Source organism: Bartonella sp. LJL80 (assembly GCF_054871565.1).
Window position 1 is genome coordinate 239,261 of the sequence record NZ_JBTXLM010000001.1, and the last position, 16,024, is coordinate 255,284.

15 protein-coding genes and 1 tRNA gene are annotated in these 16,024 nt (G+C 48.2%); 9 read left to right on the forward strand and 7 right to left on the reverse strand.

Annotation, left to right across the window (positions count from 1 at the left end):
- Positions 1-89 precede the first annotated feature (89 nt).
- The 3 genes from ACYSNS_RS01010 to ACYSNS_RS01020 form a co-directional block, all read right to left on the reverse strand.
- On the reverse strand, positions 90-1,181 hold the full coding sequence (locus ACYSNS_RS01010) for a phosphatidate phosphatase App1 family protein (RefSeq protein WP_461721266.1): 1,092 nt from the start codon (positions 1,179-1,181) through the stop codon (positions 90-92).
- A gap of 42 nt (positions 1,182-1,223) precedes the next feature.
- A complete protein-coding gene (arsC, locus tag ACYSNS_RS01015) occupies positions 1,224-1,592 on the reverse strand; it encodes an arsenate reductase (glutaredoxin) (RefSeq protein WP_461721267.1) in 369 nt (122 codons plus the stop codon).
- Positions 1,593-1,652: 60 nt separating this feature from the next.
- Positions 1,653-1,737, reverse strand: a tRNA-Leu gene (locus ACYSNS_RS01020).
- Positions 1,738-1,915: 178 nt separating this feature from the next.
- Here ACYSNS_RS01020 and ACYSNS_RS01025 point away from each other — a divergent pair.
- The 4 genes from ACYSNS_RS01025 (at position 1,916) to ACYSNS_RS01040 (ending at position 4,512) form a co-directional block, all read left to right on the forward strand.
- Positions 1,916-2,503 carry a YqaA family protein gene (locus ACYSNS_RS01025; protein ID WP_461721268.1) on the forward strand — a complete coding sequence of 196 codons (588 nt, stop codon included), beginning with the start codon at positions 1,916-1,918 and terminating at the stop codon, positions 2,501-2,503.
- A 21-nt stretch (positions 2,504-2,524) separates the two neighbouring features.
- Complete coding sequence (locus ACYSNS_RS01030; RefSeq protein ID WP_461721872.1) at positions 2,525-3,058, forward strand: disulfide bond formation protein B; 534 nt, start codon at positions 2,525-2,527, stop codon at positions 3,056-3,058.
- Positions 3,045-3,923: a tRNA glutamyl-Q(34) synthetase GluQRS gene (gene gluQRS, locus ACYSNS_RS01035; protein WP_461721269.1), complete on the forward strand. Its 879-nt coding sequence runs from the start codon at positions 3,045-3,047 to the stop codon at positions 3,921-3,923. The genes ACYSNS_RS01030 and gluQRS overlap by 14 nt, the downstream gene beginning before the upstream one ends.
- 88 nt (positions 3,924-4,011) lie before the next feature.
- On the forward strand, positions 4,012-4,512 hold the full coding sequence (locus tag ACYSNS_RS01040) for a GNAT family N-acetyltransferase (protein WP_461721270.1): 501 nt from the start codon (positions 4,012-4,014) through the stop codon (positions 4,510-4,512).
- A 162-nt stretch (positions 4,513-4,674) separates the two neighbouring features.
- On the opposite strand, the gene ACYSNS_RS01045 is transcribed toward ACYSNS_RS01040, so the two are convergent.
- On the reverse strand, positions 4,675-5,394 hold the full coding sequence (locus tag ACYSNS_RS01045; RefSeq protein WP_461721271.1) for a GH25 family lysozyme: 720 nt from the start codon (positions 5,392-5,394) through the stop codon (positions 4,675-4,677).
- Between the two features lie 309 nt (positions 5,395-5,703).
- Here ACYSNS_RS01045 and mbfA point away from each other — a divergent pair, with 309 nt between their 5' ends.
- The 3 genes from mbfA (at position 5,704) to ACYSNS_RS01060 (ending at position 8,681) form a co-directional block, all read left to right on the forward strand.
- A complete protein-coding gene (gene mbfA, locus ACYSNS_RS01050) occupies positions 5,704-6,690 on the forward strand; it encodes an iron exporter MbfA (RefSeq protein WP_461721272.1) in 987 nt (328 codons plus the stop codon).
- A 92-nt stretch (positions 6,691-6,782) separates the two neighbouring features.
- Entirely contained in the window at positions 6,783-7,253 is a 471-nt protein-coding gene (gene dut / locus ACYSNS_RS01055; RefSeq protein WP_461721273.1) for a dUTP diphosphatase, read from the forward strand.
- 141 nt (positions 7,254-7,394) lie between these two features.
- Complete coding sequence (locus ACYSNS_RS01060) at positions 7,395-8,681, forward strand: MFS transporter (protein WP_461721274.1); 1,287 nt, start codon at positions 7,395-7,397, stop codon at positions 8,679-8,681.
- A gap of 130 nt (positions 8,682-8,811) precedes the next feature.
- Here ACYSNS_RS01060 and ACYSNS_RS01065 read toward each other — a convergent pair whose 3' ends face one another.
- Genes ACYSNS_RS01065 through fdnG form a run of 3 tightly spaced genes read right to left on the reverse strand, consistent with a single transcriptional unit; the run spans position 8,812 to position 13,527 of the window.
- The gene (locus ACYSNS_RS01065) at positions 8,812-9,495 is read right to left on the reverse strand and encodes a formate dehydrogenase subunit gamma (RefSeq protein WP_461721275.1); all 684 of its coding nucleotides are present in this window, start codon (positions 9,493-9,495) and stop codon (positions 8,812-8,814) included.
- Positions 9,485-10,432, reverse strand: a complete 948-nt coding sequence (gene fdxH / locus ACYSNS_RS01070; RefSeq protein WP_461721276.1) for a formate dehydrogenase subunit beta — start codon at positions 10,430-10,432, stop codon at positions 9,485-9,487. Before fdxH ends, ACYSNS_RS01065 begins: the two co-directional genes overlap by 11 nt.
- The gene (gene fdnG, locus ACYSNS_RS01075; RefSeq protein ID WP_461721277.1) at positions 10,429-13,527 is read right to left on the reverse strand and encodes a formate dehydrogenase-N subunit alpha; all 3,099 of its coding nucleotides are present in this window, start codon (positions 13,525-13,527) and stop codon (positions 10,429-10,431) included. Before fdnG ends, fdxH begins: the two co-directional genes overlap by 4 nt.
- A 312-nt stretch (positions 13,528-13,839) precedes the next feature.
- Here fdnG and selD point away from each other — a divergent pair, with 312 nt between their 5' ends.
- A complete protein-coding gene (gene selD / locus ACYSNS_RS01080) occupies positions 13,840-14,883 on the forward strand; it encodes a selenide, water dikinase SelD (RefSeq protein WP_461721278.1) in 1,044 nt (347 codons plus the stop codon).
- A 406-nt stretch (positions 14,884-15,289) separates the two neighbouring features.
- On the forward strand, positions 15,290-15,964 hold the full coding sequence (locus ACYSNS_RS01085; RefSeq protein ID WP_461721279.1) for a DUF4167 domain-containing protein: 675 nt from the start codon (positions 15,290-15,292) through the stop codon (positions 15,962-15,964).
- The last annotated feature ends 60 nt before the right edge of the window (positions 15,965-16,024 follow it).

Consider the following 16,024-nt stretch of genomic DNA (forward strand, 5'->3'; position numbering starts at 1 on the left):
TTAATCCCACTCCTATCGGACAAAAAATGCGGAAAAATTAAAACTTAGAGCACGTATTTGGTTCATCAAATACCGGACGTGCTCTAGGTTTAATCAAGCACTTTCATAAAGCTGCGCATTTCTTGCACCGAAGAAGAAACGATCCAGCTTTTGTTATCCAAGCCGTCAAAGATTCTATTGGTCTGCTCTGCCGACTTTTGCGGCGTGACATTTCTAATAATGATACCAGAAATGCGATCAGGATAGCGTCGCTTGAACTCTGCATAAATAGCAGGATCATTCTCGCTAGAATCACCAATCAGTATAAATCGCCGTTTTGGATAGGCTTGCAGAATGCGCTCGATACTTTTTGTCTTATGGCTGCGCGATGCGTTGGGAAGCGGGACAATATCACTCCAACGGGTTGCCTCGCGTAAATGCATCGAGCCTAGCGGATATCCGTTTTTTACCATGAAGTCATGAAGCACCGGATAAAGCTGGATCGGTGATGATGACACATAGTGATAGGCAACATTGTCATCGACATTCATATCGCGATAGAAATCTGCCATGCCATCAACAGCGACGAAATCCTGCAAGAAGGTGTTTATCAGCAGTTGCTTCTTATCACCTACAGACGAATCCTTAATCGTGTCGTCAATGTCTGAAATAATGGAAAGGCCCGTTTTAGGAGCAAAATTTGCCACTGCAATATCTGCATCAGCGGGTGTCCCGGCATTGGTGAGTTGGAACGTCAATTGTGCCTTGCGGTTTCTATTGTTCAGTGTAACGGTCGCGAGTATCTGGCTGCGGCCATTGCTGGCAGTCTTCGGCATTTGATGGACAATATCCGCCTCATCACGTACGAAAAGTTCTTTACCGCGTTCCGAATCAACACGAAAAAGCTGGGTACGGGCATAAAGCTGTTGTCGCTGCGGCGGTGTTAGGGCCGACATATCGATGCCCAAGAAAAGCGCTAACATATGTGTCAGTCCACGACGCTTTTCTTTTTCATAAACCCATGCCTGCACACCAGCCAAAATATTTCCTTTGTCGTCCTCATAGGCAATATCAGGCAGAAACATTACAAATTCGTCGTTCGTCAGACGGCTGTCAGCAGATGATGCACCGACAAGCGGAAATATCATTCCCAAGGCGATGAGGAATTTGCGCAATGTAGGTTTGTGCAGGCCATCGCTCATTAAACATAACTTCCAGACATTCCAACCAAGCTTGTTATCTGATTATTCAGGCAGAATAAGCAGTTCGCTCACCTTCTCTGCCGGGCGACAAAGGCTCACACCCTTTGGGCAGACGACTATCGGGCGATTTATCAATTCAGGATGATCATGCATGGACTGCGCGATATGCTCGTCCGACAATGATTCGTCATCGAGACCGAGAGCTTGATAATTGTCTTCTTTTTGTCGGACAAATTCGCGAATAGAAACACCGGCACGGTTGGCAAGCAGCAAAAGCAGTTCGGCAGTGGGCGGCGTCTTCAAATATTCTATGATATGTGGCTCATGGCCTATCGCCCGTACCATCGCGATAACATTGCGAGATGTTGAACAGCGCGGATTGTGATAGATAATAACGTCGAAAGCTGACAAAATACTTCCCCTTATTTGCCGCCTTTAGCAGCGGTTTGAGGAAATCCGACATTGCGGATTTGGTGCGGGTGGTCGGACTCGAACCGACACTCCTCTCGGAACCAGATTTTGAGTCTGGCGCGTCTACCAGTTCCACCACACCCGCATCGATGAAGTGAAGACACAAAGCATGTGTCAGGAATTGCTGGACTATATTAAGAACTAAGGTCTCGTCAACTGTTTCATGCTTATAATACAAAAAATTATTGTCATTTTTATGAAAGCGGCTGGATATCGCCACATCCTAAAGTTACACATAACGCGCATAACAGGGAAAGAGATGAATGTTAAAAAGGCTGAGTGAGTGGACAATTTCACTGGCGGGACGCAAATCAGCCGAATATTGGCTGGCCTTTATCGCATTCGTCGAAAGCTCGGTATTCCTGATCCCGGCGGATGTGTTGTACATCCCAATGGCGATGATCAAGCGTGAAAAAGCCTATCGCTATGCGTTTATTGCAACACTCTTTTCCGTGCTTGGCGGTATAGCAGGCTGGCTTATCGGTCATTTTGCCTATGAAACCATCGCCAAACCCGTGTTGGAATTTTACGGTAAGTATGAAGCATTCGAGGTTTTGCGCAGCAATACGAGTATGGAGATTATTTTGCTCTTACTCGTGACATCGGGTTTATCTCATCTGCCTCCCATCAAAGTGGTTACCATACTGGCCGGTGTTGCTGGCGTCGACATATGGCTGTTTATCCTATCGGCGATTTTGGCACGCGGTGCGCGTTTCTATCTTCTGGCATGGCTCATACGTAAATTTGGCCTGACGGTGCTTGAATATGTTATGCCGCGGCTCAAATGGTTTTTCGGCATTGGCTGCGTTGTGTTGATTATTGCCTATATCGTTTACAAGATGCTTTTGTAAGGACATTTTAACATGATTGCTTTGTCATCGCCGATCCGGCCTATTGATAGACTACAAACAGCATCGGCATTCTTTCTTGCCTTTGTAATGGCAGCGGCAATAGGGATAGCCTTGGGGTTTGAGCATATTGGCGGCTACATGCCCTGCAAGCTTTGTCTGGAAGAGCGCGTTCCTTACTATATCGGCATACCTTTAATGCTTTTCTCCGGCATTCTCTCCTATCTGCGTGCTCCGGGTTTTATCGTCCGGCTCCTTTTCATCATTGCCGGTCTTCTGATGCTCTATAATTTCGGCCTTTCGATATATCATGCTGGAGCAGAGTATAAGTTTTGGCCCGGCCCTACCGACTGCTCGGCTGCTACCACTGCAATTACCAACGATGCGGGCAATCTTCTTGGTAGTTTGAACAGCAAGCGTCCACCCACCTGTGATACCGCGGCTGGATACTTTTTGGGGTTATCTTTTGCAGGCTGGAACGGCGTTTCGAGCTTATTCTTGGCACTAGCCACTTTTATCACAGCATTCACACGCTTCAAAAAAGATGCACGGTCATAAACAAGCACGACTTCGCTTTGCGCCCAGTCCCAATGGGTATCTGCATTTGGGCCATGCTTATTCTGCTTTGGTTAATGCGAAAGCGGCAAAGCGGCTCAATGCCGAACTGTTGTTACGCATAGAAGATATTGATACAACGCGCTGTTCGGCGATTTTTGAAGACGCGATCGTCGAAGACCTTGCATGGATTGGTTTGAAATTCGAGCAACCGTTGCGGCGACAATCCGAACATTTCGATGATTATCATGCAGCGTTTTTAAAATTACGTGACGAAGGGTTGGTTTATCCCGCCTTCAAAAGTCGTGGCGATATCAAGATGGCTATCAGAACGGCGACGCAAGCGGGGAGCGTTTGGCCATGCGATCCTGATGGGGCGCCGCTTTATCCAACGAACGAACGCGCACTGCCAAGCGAACGTGCAACAGCGAAAATCGCAGACGGTCATCCCTATTCCTGGCGGCTCAATATGCAATTGGCTCTAAAGCGCTACGGCCAAGACTTGCATTGGCTGGAAGAGGAAAAGGGCGAAACAAAAGCAATCAAAGCCAAACCGGAATTATGGGGCGACGTCGTCGTGGCGCGAAAAGAAATCCCTACCAGTTACCATCTATCTGTTGTTGTGGATGACAGTTTGCAGGCAATAAGTCATGTTGTGCGGGGGCGTGATTTATACCAGGCGACATCCGTCCACTGTCTTTTACAAAATATACTGGGCTTACCTTCGCCCATTTACCGTCATCACAATGTTATACTGGATAACGATGGTCGTAAGCTGGCTAAAAGCAGCAATGCAACCAGTCTGCGCACCCTGCGTGAACAAGGGTTGACACCCGACGATGTGATTGCCTTATTGCCCGAGATTTGAACACAGCTTGTCAGTGGATTTGCTATGTTCAACGACCCCAAAAGCCATTAGGTTGGCAAAACCGTACAAAAAGAGGGAAGCCGATCAAATGACAATCATCAGAAATGCCGAAGAACGCGATCTCGATTCGATCAAAGACATCTACAATGACGCCGTTGAAAACACTTTGGCAATCTGGAATGAACAGACCGTTGATCGGGAAAACCGCAAACAATGGTGGGAAACCCGTCTATCGGTTGGTTTTCCGGTTCTTGTTGCAGAAGAAGACGGTAAAACCGCTGGCTATGCAAGTTATGGCGCTTTCAGACCTTTTGAAGGCTATCGCTTCTCGGCGGAGCTATCGATCTATGTTGATAAGATGATTCGAGGTAAAGGCATCGGCAAAATGCTCCTTGCCGCATTAATCGACCATGCCAAGGGCAACCACATCCATATGCTGATCGCAGGCATTGAAGCTGGTAATCAAACTTCGATAGCCTTGCACGAAGCATTCGGTTTTGAAAAGACCGGCTATATGCCGGAAGTCGGCTTCAAGAAGGGGCAATGGCTTGATCTGGTCATGATGCAAAAAAAGCTGAGTAATCTCTAGCTTGCATTAAGAATCAAGAAATGGCTGCGCCATAACGAAAATCGTATTGTTTTGAGGGCAGCGAAGGAAAATATGTCGTGCTTAGCTTGACGACACGAGATGCTAAACGGCGCAGTTTTAACATTGCCCTGAAAGCGTGAGACAAATATCTCAAACTGCGCTCTAATGACCAAATTCCGCGAAGACTGCATGTGAGCCATTGAACACATTCAGATCGATATACTTCTCTCGCCCCTCATACCCTTCAAGAACGCCGCGTGGATTATACTGCCAAATGGCCCAGCTTTTTCCTTGCGGTAGATCCGGTTTACCGAAGATGGAACGATACCAAAGCGGATAGTCGTCAAACTGTGGTGCGACATAGACCGGATAGGCTTCTGCATCGGTATAGATAAGCGGCCTCATACCATAATAGGCCTCGACGCGCCGCAATAAGATGCCCAATCGATCACGGATTATCTGCTGCTGCGTTGGATCAGCGACGATCTCGTTCTCCACATCGATCACAGGGGGTAACATACCGACTTCGCATGGAACCGACTGGATGAAGTTATCCGCCTGCAAAGCGCCATCGGTTTTTGATGTAAAGAAATGATAGGCTCCGACCCTCAAGCCTGCGCTTTTTGCGGCTTGCCAATTTCTCTGAAATTGCCGATCTTTGAAATCGCCACCTTCTGTAGCCTTTATATAAGCAAAATGAATACCTTGCTGTCGAATTCTTGCCCAGTCGATTTCACCTTGATGATGCGATACATCGACTCCCCGAACGGGAAATTCTTTGAGTGATGGCTCTACAAACCAGAACCAACCACGGCTGGCACCGACCAATCCAATGACCGCTATAATGACAAGCACGGCAAATGCGACCAACGATCTCCTCATCGTTTTTCCCCTAAATCTTCGTAACCACTTCAAATGCCTTGCATATGTGTGACATATCAAGCTTTCCAACCAATAAAACGCGCAATTCGGTCTAACCTCATACCAAGATTGTTCGGCAAGAGAGAGGCATTACAACAATTTAACAACCAACGTGATTATTTTAGCTACGTTGAAGACAAATGGGAGAGCCCATAGGACCAAGCACGCGCATTCTGATTATGCCCATAATGTTCTATGTTCATAATTTAAATTTGACATTGGAGGCGTGACTGTCATATTTAGAACTATTCTAAACTGTTAGAGATTCATATGCTTTCCCGTTTTACAAATGCCCTGTCGCGCCGACCATTCACATCACTGTCTGAAGAAGAAATATTGGCTTTGGCCATTTCTTCGGAGGAAGATGATGAAAAAATCTATTTGAATTATGCAGAAGGCTTACGGGAACAATTTCCTGACAGCGCCAAAATATTTGAAAAGATGGCCGAGGAAGAGAGTCGCCATCGCGGTCGCCTGATTGATATGTTTGTTAAGCGGTTTGGCAAACATATTCCGCTTATCCGCCGCGAACATGTCAGCGGCTTCTATCAACGCAAACCGGATTGGCTTGTTCGGCCACTCGGCATTGATAAGGTCCGTGAAGCTGCAGCCGCTATGGAAGATCAAGCGGCACGGTTTTATCAGCAAGCTGCTGAACGTACGAGCGATGCTGAGACACGGAAATTGTTGGGAGACCTCGCGATGGAAGAAAAGGTCCATGAAAGGACTGCCATCGCCTTGCAAAAAAAATACACACCACAATCTGTCGAGGAACAAGAGCGTGAGCACGAGCGCAAACAAACGCTTCTGACCTGGATCCAACCCGGCCTTGCCGGTTTAATGGACGGCTCTGTTTCTACCCTAGCTCCTATATTTGCAGCGGCTTTTGCGACGGGGGACACGCGCCAGACCTTCTTGGTCGGTCTTTCCGCTTCGCTCGGTGCCGGCATTTCCATGGGTTTTACAGAAGCGGCCCATGATGACGGCAAGCTATCAGGCCGGGGCTCACCGCTTAAACGCGGTATTGCCAACGGTGTCATGACCGCACTCGGCGGATTGGGGCATGCCTTGCCCTACCTCATCCCCGACTTTCACATTGCAACGACCATCGCTTTTACTGTGGTTTTTTTCGAACTCTGGGCCATCGCTTGGATTCAGAACAAATTTATGGACACACCTTTCTGGAGAGCGTCATTGCAGGTTGTCGTCGGTGGGGCTCTGGTGTTTGCCACCGGCATTCTCATCGGCAGCGCCTGATTGGAACGGAAAAAGGGTTTATGCTTGTTTCATAGGCCTAATACCTCTAAAGACATGGCCGACCACCTTTAGTTACAAGCAAAGGCGATATCATGTCGACAGAACCCGTCCCTACAATTCTTTCAATCCGACGCCTCCCCCATTCAGAAGGCTTAAGCCTTCCTGCCTATGAAACATCCGGTTCTGCCGGATTGGATTTACGAGCTGCGGTGGATCAGGATTCGGAAATAGTTGTTCAACCGGGCAAACGGGTATTGGTGCCGACGGGTTTGGTTTTTGAATTGCCAGAGGGATACGAAGCGCAGATCAGGCCACGTTCTGGCTTGGCCTTCAAACATGGAATGACCTGCCTGAATACACCCGGTACGATCGATAGTGATTATCGTGGTGAAATACAGGTTTTGTTGATTAACCTTGGCGACGAACCTTTCCATATCACACGCGGCATGCGCATTGCGCAGGCCGTTATCGCTGCAGCACCACAGGTCTCAATTGTCGAGACTGTCCAAGTCAGTGAAACAACGCGCGGCACAGGCGGGTTTGGTTCGACCGGCCAACACTGAGTGCATTTATTTTCACAGCATACTGGATCAATTGAGTCAGCTTTTGACAAAGCCTCATGCATCTGTATAAAAGTTTTCGCAATTCACAATAACATTGCGAAACGGGGATCACCTATTCTATTTTAAATAAGAGGGACATTTATGGCAACAAGTCAAAAACCGAATCCTATGAATACGAGGGTACTTGCCGCCAGTTTGATTGGAAGTGCAATCGAATGGTTTGATTATTTCCTTTATGGCACAGTCGCTGCCTTACTTTTCAATAAACTGTTTTTTCCAGAATTCGACCCTGTGGTCGGCCTGATGCTCAGCTATCTTTCATTCTCGCTGACATTCTTTATCCGCCCTGTCGGCGGTTTTATTTTTTCCCATATCGGCGATAAGATCGGTCGCAAACGCACATTGGTCATCACTCTTACTCTGATGGGTGCATCGACATTCTGTATCGGCCTCCTACCGGGCTATGACACGATTGGTGTTTGGGCGCCAATTCTGCTGGTTACTTTGCGTATCATTCAAGGACTTGGTATTTCAGGGGAATGGGGCGGCGCTTTGTTGCTCGCTGTGGAATACGCCCCATCCAACCGCAAAGGTCTTTTCGGCAGCATTCCGCAGCTTGGTGTGCCTTTGGGTCTCGTTATGGCAACGCTTGCCATGTCACTCGTCTCATTGTTACCTGAAGCACAATTTGAAAGCTGGGGGTGGCGCGTGCCATTCTGGATGAGCGCATTGCTCGTATTTCTCGGCTTATGGATCCGCAAGGGTATTGACGAAACACCCGATTTCAAAGCTGCAAAAAAACGCGGCGATGTCGCAAAAATTCCGTTTGTAGAAACTTTCCGTGATCATTGGCGTGAAGTCATTATCGCAACCGGCGCAAAAGTGGTTGAGACGGCGCCATTCTATCTCTTCACCACCTTTATCGTCAGCTACGCGACGGGAACGCTGCATGTTGAAAAGCTTTTCGCGTTGAACGCTGTCACGATCGCATCGGTTGTCACCATTCTTGTGGTTCCATTCATGGGTCTGCTATCAGACGTGATTGGCCGTAAGAAAGTATTCTTGGGCGGTTGCGTGCTCATGGCTTTGTTTGCCTTTCCATATTTCCAAATATTGAGCATTGGAACAGGATGGGCCGTCATTCTTGCAACAGTTCTGGCTGCCGGCATCGTTTGGGCGCCACTGACAGCAACTCTCGGAACATTGATGTCGGAAATCTTTTCCACGCGTGTGCGTTATACCGGCATTACAATGGGCTATCAAATTGGTGCAGCTGTCGCTGGTGGAACGGCGCCTCTTATCGCAACGGCCTTGCAGGCAAAGTTTAACGGCGCATGGCTTCCTATCGCTATCTATATTATTATTTGCGCAGTTATCTCATTTGTTTCCGTCATGCGGGCTCAGCCTTTTGTCGAGCATCACAAATGAGTAAGATCGCATGACGCAAAAGCACGATCATGCGGTCGTGTCCATGCATCTGAAAACAACAAAACCCGCAAGGCCAGTTTCTGGGCTTTGCGGGTTTTCTTTTTATCCGAAAATAGCTTCGAACTGAATACTATTCGCTGTCTTTCACTTGTTTTGCCTTTATGATGGCATCATACCATTTACGATGATGAAGCCAGGCAAATCCGCCTGTTACTTTTCCTTTGGTCATCGCTGTCAGACAGCCTCTGATCCAATAAACGGCATACATATGGAAAATCCAAACCGCTATAATTCCAGCAGCTACCATTGAATGCGTTATCAACGCATAACGCTGCCATTGAATGGGAACATAAGGCGCAAAATAGGCTTGCCAAACCATCAAGCCCGACACAATAAGAATAATCAGGCCAATTGACATGACCCAGAAAATGCATTTCTGACCAAAGTTATATTTGCCGATCGAAGGGAGGTTTTCTTCATTGCCTTCCAGCACATCTTTGACCTGCATTGCCCATTGCAGGTCGGAGTTTTCCCAGATGTTCAAGCGCCAAAAACGGAAAAACAGCCCAAAGAAACTGACCAGCATCACAACCCCGATATACGGATGAATGGTGCGCACCACCTGCCCGCCACCAACGAGGTGGGCAAGTGGAAAAAGCGGAGGCCAATACATGATGAGGCCTGTAAACGCCAAAAGAATCATCGATCCCGCGGCAATCCAATGGTTGATACGCGCACCCACCGTATACCGATCGACAATGATCGGTTTGCCCTTACGGATCGCATCACCTTTTTCGTAAAGCTTAGTTTTCATGTTCGCTTTCCTCCAAGGTCTTTTGCGCTTCATCCTCGTCCTTCTGTTTCACACGGCTTGGCCCAAAAATCAAAGCATGGGCTGCGGTGCCGGCAATAGCAGCGGCAATTGCACCCAGACCGAGATATTTCGATACGCCCTTCCAAGTTTTCACGATTGGTGAAATGCTTGGATTTTCCGGCAAATTTGCATAAATGCTTGGCTGATCGGCATGATGCAAAACATACATGACATGCGTTCCTCCGACACCCTGCGGATCATAAAGACCGGCATTGGCATAACCACGGTCGTTCAAATCGGCGATACGATCTTTAGCGTGTTCTTGCAATTCTGCCTTGGGACCGAACATGATGGCTTCCGTTGGGCAGGATTTCGCACAAGCAGGAATTTGTCCGACTGCGATACGATCGGAACATAGGGTGCATTTGTAGGCTTTATGATCTTTTTTAGATACGCGGGGAATGTTGAACGGACATCCCTTGATGCAATAGCCGCAGCCAATGCATTTATCATGGACAAAATCGACGACGCCGTTTGAATATTGCACAATTGCGCCCGGTGAAGGACACGATGCCAAACAGCCAGGCTCTGCGCAATGCATGCAACCATCTTTACGGATCAACCATTCAAACGTATCCGTTTCTGGATTGACCCATTCGGTAAAGCGCATGATGGTGAAAGCTTCCGGCGAAAGATCATGGGGATTGTCATAAACCCCGACATTCTCGCCAATTTCAGGACTAAGCTCATTCCATTCCGAACATGCTGACTGACATGCCTTGCAACCAATGCAGCGTGACACATCAATCAGCTTTGCCACCTCTTCCAGCTTGCGTTTTGGTTCCGCAATCGTCGAAGCAGAGGCACGGATGTAATCATCCGGGCCTATCTGCGGCGTTATCGTTTCTTGGGTTGGTGGGTTGATATTAATCGTCATGCTTCAGGCCTTCCTTCTGCATCAACCGGCGCTCTGGATTTTTCCATATTGACCAGAAATGCCTTAAATTCAGGTGTCTGAGAATTCGCATCACCAACAGATGGCGTCAGTGAATTCGGCCCGAAACCTTTCTTGGCTGCACCAATAAAGCCCCAATGAAGCGGAATGCCAATGACGTGAACCGGTTTGCCATCACAGATGAGCGGCCGAATGCGTTTGGTTACCAGCGCCTTGGCAAAGACTTGACCACGCTTGTTCCAAACCCTTACCCAGTCACCTTTGGCAACACCTTTTTCCTCAGCCAGCTCTTCTGATATTTCAACGAAGAACTGAGGCTGCAATGCTGCATTGATGCGGTTGTTTTTGGTCCAATAATGGAAATGCTCCGTCAGGCGATAAGACGTTGCAGCATACGGATATTCCGCACTTGTTCCCAGATTGGCCAAATCGGCCTCAAACACACGGGCAACCGGATTACCTCTGATGTGAGGAGCAATCGGATTAACCACAGGCGATTCAAACGGTTCATAATGGACCGGGAACGGCCCATCACGTAAACCGGCCAGCGTGAACAGTCTTGCCGAACCTTCCGCATTCATGATGAAAGGGCCGACATCGCGTGGTTTGGAAGCCGGTGGGATATCGGGCACATCAAAGCCTGTCCACTTCGTTCCATCCCACTCGATAATTTTACGGGTTGGATCCCACGCCTTACCATCCAGATCAGCTGAAGCCCGGTTATAGATAATACGGCGATTGGCCGGCCAAGCGAAAGTCCATTTCGGATAGAACCCGCTTTCATCATAATCGGTATTATCGCGCAGAGCCATGATGTTACCGTCTTCGGTGTAGCTGCCAGCATAAATCCAGCAGCCCGAAGCGGTTGTCCCATCATTACGCAATGCTGCAAAGCCCGCAACCTGTTTGCCTTTTTCCAAGAGCTTTTTGGTCGGGTCTTTCGGATCATAAACATCCTCCAGCACATAACCGTTCATTTCCTTGGCAAGTTCTGCCGGTTGCGGCTCATTCTCATCCTCATAAGGCCAATGTAAATTGACAATTGGATCAGGATAGACACCGCCCTCGGTCTGATAGAGCTTTTTCAAGCGCAACCAGATTTGTGCCATGATCCAGCTGTCCAACTTGGCATCACCCGGCGGTTTTTGCCCCGGCCAATGCCATTGCAGCCAACGACCTGAGTTAACGACGGCGCCTTCATCTTCTGCAAAGCAGCTTGTTGGCAATTGGAAAACCTCTGTCTGAATTTCAGATGCCTCGACATCGTTGAAATCACCATGATTTTCCCAGAAACGCGCTGTTTCTGTTTCCAACGGATCCATGACCACAAGATATTTTAATTTACCCAAGGCCCGCTGCACTTTTTCACGGTTGGGGAAAGCCAGAACCGGATTAAAGCCCTGACAGAAATAACCGGTCATCTGGTTATGATCCATCAAGTCTACCGCCTTTAGAATATCGTAATTGGCGATATCCAATTTCGGCAGATAATCATAAGCCCAGTTGTTTTCTTTTGTCGCAGCTTTGCCCCACATGGACTTCATGAATGAGACGAAGAATTTGTCGTAATTCTGCCAATAGCTTACCTGATTAGGGCGCAGCGGTTTGAATTGACGTGTCGATAGATAAGTTTCCAGATCTATCTCGTTTTCCATCGGAATATTCATATAGCCGGGCAGCAGATTGGACATCAGTCCAATATCTGTTAGGCCCTGAATATTGGAGTGGCCGCGCAAAGCATTCATGCCACCACCGCGAACACCGATATTGCCCAGGATGAGCTGCAACATTGCCATGGTGCGGATATTTTGCGAACCCTTGGAATGCTGGGTCCAACCAAGCGCGTACATGGATGTCATTGTTTTGGTCGGCGTGGAACATTCCGCAATCATTTCACACACTTTCAGGAACTTTTCCTTAGGTGTTCCACAAATGCGCTCAACCAATTCCGGGGTGTAAACGGCCACATGCTTCTTCAACAATTGCCAGACACAACGCGGATGGGTCAACGTTTCGTCAATCTTGGCAAAACCATCATCGCCCATTTCATAGGCCCAGCTTGACCGGTCGTAATCACGCTTGCTTTCATCATAGCCGCTAAACAACCCCTCATCGAAGCTGTAGCCTTCTTTGATGATCAAACCGGCATTGGTAAAATGCTTGACGTATTCATGCTGAACTTTGTCATTGGTCATACAGTAATTGATGACACCGGACAGAAACGCAATATCACTTCCCTGCCGGATCGGTGCATAATAATCCGCAACCGAAGCCGAACGTGTGAAACGCGGATCGACAACGATCAGCTTGGCGCCGCGCTGTTCCTTTGCATGGGTCACCCATTTGAAGCCGCAAGGATGCGCTTCAGCGGCATTGCCACCCATAATGATAACAAGGTCTGTTGCACGGATATCTGTCCATGCGTTCGTCATTGCACCACGACCAAATGTTGGGCCCAGACTGGACACCGTTGGGCCGTGTCAAACGCGCGCCTGATTATCGAATACAAGCATACCGCTGGAACGCACAACCTTATAGGTCGCGAAAGCGGTTTCGTTTGTCGTTGCCGAAGCTGCAAGAAAACCTGTTGTCAACCAACGATTGACGGTTTGGCCTTTCGCGTTTTTTTGAACGAAGTTGGCATCACGATCGTCTTTCATGTAACGGGCGATCTTATCCAGTGCTTCATCCCAAGTCGTTTCCTCGAAACGATCAGAACCGGGACGGCGAACCTTCGGCTTTGTCAAACGGGTCTTGGCGTGGATTGTATCCAGAAGCGCCGCCCCTTTCGGGCACAATGTGCCGCGATTGGTCGGGTGGTCGACATCGCCTTCGACATGCATGACTTTTGCGCTGCCATCTTCAAGCGATCCTTTGGAATAAAGGATAATGCCGCAGGCAACGGAACAATAAGTACAGGTTTGACGCGCTTGTGTTGTGGAAGCCAGCCGGAAAGGTTTAATTGCCGAAACAACCGCTGCCTCTGCAGCACCAAACCCAAGCGACCCCAAAGCCGTTGCGCCAACACCCGCACCCGCACCCTTTAAAAAGGTACGACGCGAGATTTCTATATTCATCGGGCAATCCTCCGATATGTTCTCATTTATTGCAATAGAATAGAATTATTCTAATCCCATGTCAAAGCAAGCGGGCATAATTTTGCGTTACTTCTCGCATCCTGACAGTCCGTTCCGACAGGCAGACGCGACAACACAACCCATTGATTTGATCTGTAAACTCTGCGAGTTTCGGTCGTTATGGATCGCAAATGACCTTATGACAATCCCAAAACGGGTAGAATCTGGTTTTTTGCGGTCAACTTTGCCGATTTGTATTTCTTTGCGCTTCGGCATGTTTTCTTTTGAAACAATGATTAAAAGGACACATCAATGACACCCATCCGCTTGACAAGTCTTGCTCACGGTGGGGGTTGCGGTTGTAAACTGGCACCCTCCGTTTTGCAAAAAATGCTCGCTCATCAACCCGAATTCGGCCCGTTTGAACACCTACTGGTTGGAACAGAAACCAGCGATGATGCCGCGGTCTACGAATTGGACAATGGTACCTGTATTATCGCAACCACTGATTTTTTCATGCCTATGGTGGATGATCCGGCAACATTCGGACGCATCGCAGCAACCAACGCCATTTCCGACGTCTATGCCATGGGTGGCAAACCGATAATGGCTCTCGCAATATTGGGCATGCCGGTTGACAAGCTTGATCCAGATGTGGTTGCGAAAATTCTTTATGGAGGACGTGAAAAAGCTGCCGAAGCCGGAATTGCCGTCGCCGGCGGTCATTCCATCGACTGTCCAGAACCGGTCTATGGCTTGGCCGTCATCGGCATTTGTGACAAAAAACAAATACGGCGCAATGCGCAAGCGAAAGTGGGAGATAAGTTGTTGCTCCTTAAAGGGCTGGGCGTTGGTATTTATTCTGCAGCGTTTAAGAAAGATGCACTTGAAGCCGAAGCCTATGAGGAAATGGTTGCATCAATGACGCTTCTGAATAAAATTGGGGCTGAATTGAGCAACGATCCAGATGTTCACGCATTAACCGACGTAACAGGTTTCGGCATTCTAGGGCATGGTCTCGAAATGGCACAGGGATCGAATGTAGAAATTGCCATGCGCTTTTCTAGCCTACCTTTTTTAACCCAGACCCAACGCCTTGCGGAAGCAGGGTTTGTTACTGGCGCCTCGCATCGAAATTGGGCGAGCTATGGTGAACATATCGTTCTGCCCCTAGGATTTGCGGAATATAAACGGCATATGTTGACCGATCCGCAGACATCGGGCGGATTGCTCGTTTCAGTAAGCGCCGAAAAAGCGGATGAGCTCGTTAATTTTGCAAGAAACAACCACTATCCTTTGACGGCAATCATTGGTGAAGTCAGGAATGGTGCAGCAAAAATCGTTATATCCGAGTGATTCGACAAAGGCTGTCCAAGCTATCAAAACAGCACCATGGACAGCCGGATATTTTGAATATTGAACGCCTTACGATGCCCGAATAAAGCTTATTTGACCGTTCAAACATGATTTGAGAAAAAAAATGCTTGTTCAATTGACTATGGTGTGATTTTTCAAAAAAAAGCTTGGCAAGCCACACGAACATCGTTAGGTTCTCGGCTATCGGCAGACTTGTTGCGGAGCATTGGTGTTAGAGCCTTTCCGTCTGCTGCTTATGATTTTCAAAAAATTTGATTTAGCTTGATAGGATATCAACTGGCATGATCAAAAAACGGATATCGGCTTTAGGCCGTCATATCCCTTGGCCGGAAATCAACCGAATTACAAATAGACCAAAAAGAGAAGACATCCAAAAGAGATTATTATGAGGCCACAACAAAATAGGCGCATGCGCGGCAGAAATAACAATAACAACAATAATAATAACAGCAATAACAATAATAATAACAATCGGCGCGGCCCAAACCCACTGTCCCGTAATTATGAAAGCAACGGGCCAGATGTGAAAATCCGCGGTAATGCACAGCATGTAGCAGACAAATACACAGCGCTCGCGCGCGATGCACAAGCTGCTGGCGATCGTGTTATGGCTGAAAATTATCTCCAACACGCCGAACATTATGTACGCATCATTCTGGCAGCGCAGGCCCAGATGCCGCAACCGGTCCAGCGTGATGAAGCGCTTGACGATGATAGCGAAGAAAATAATAACAGCGACAATGCAGAAATGCATACACAGCAGGAACCCGCTGGCAGCGGCCCGCAGCCTGATATTGAGGGCGTACCCGCCGAGGTCGCTCTTTCTGAAAATGCTGCCGCACCAGAACAGGTAGAAGAGCCTAAAAAAATGCGCCGGACACCAAGGCGCCGGACACCACCGACACAGAGTGTAGAAGGTGAAGAAAAACCTGCGACACAAGTCGAAGAAACACCGGCCGTTGCAGCAGTTGATGATTCTGTCGAACAAGCTGTAGAGGCGAAGCCGCGGCGGAGGCGTACGGTTAAGCCAAAAGTGGAAAAAGCCGCAGAGGAAGCTTGATCATTTTCCTGCTGCTGGTGAAAACACGAATTTCCTGACACCAATGCAAATAATGTGACG

What these genes read in the sequence shown, in the direction of transcription:
- ACYSNS_RS01010 (WP_461721266.1), bottom strand. Translation starts at nt 1,181, where the DNA reads ATGAGCGATGGCCTGCACAAACCTACATTGCGCAAATTCCTCATCGCC.
- mbfA (WP_461721272.1), top strand. Translation starts at nt 5,704, where the DNA reads ATGCTTTCCCGTTTTACAAATGCCCTGTCGCGCCGACCATTCACATCA.
- gluQRS (WP_461721269.1), top strand. Translation starts at nt 3,045, where the DNA reads ATGCACGGTCATAAACAAGCACGACTTCGCTTTGCGCCCAGTCCCAAT.
- ACYSNS_RS01085 (WP_461721279.1), top strand. Translation starts at nt 15,290, where the DNA reads ATGAGGCCACAACAAAATAGGCGCATGCGCGGCAGAAATAACAATAAC.
- ACYSNS_RS01045 (WP_461721271.1), bottom strand. Translation starts at nt 5,394, where the DNA reads ATGAGGAGATCGTTGGTCGCATTTGCCGTGCTTGTCATTATAGCGGTC.
- ACYSNS_RS01040 (WP_461721270.1), top strand. Translation starts at nt 4,012, where the DNA reads ATGACAATCATCAGAAATGCCGAAGAACGCGATCTCGATTCGATCAAA.
- dut (WP_461721273.1), top strand. Translation starts at nt 6,783, where the DNA reads ATGTCGACAGAACCCGTCCCTACAATTCTTTCAATCCGACGCCTCCCC.
- fdxH (WP_461721276.1), bottom strand. Translation starts at nt 10,432, where the DNA reads ATGACGATTAATATCAACCCACCAACCCAAGAAACGATAACGCCGCAG.
- ACYSNS_RS01065 (WP_461721275.1), bottom strand. Translation starts at nt 9,495, where the DNA reads ATGAAAACTAAGCTTTACGAAAAAGGTGATGCGATCCGTAAGGGCAAA.
- ACYSNS_RS01060 (WP_461721274.1), top strand. Translation starts at nt 7,395, where the DNA reads ATGGCAACAAGTCAAAAACCGAATCCTATGAATACGAGGGTACTTGCC.
- ACYSNS_RS01025 (WP_461721268.1), top strand. Translation starts at nt 1,916, where the DNA reads ATGTTAAAAAGGCTGAGTGAGTGGACAATTTCACTGGCGGGACGCAAA.
- selD (WP_461721278.1), top strand. Translation starts at nt 13,840, where the DNA reads ATGACACCCATCCGCTTGACAAGTCTTGCTCACGGTGGGGGTTGCGGT.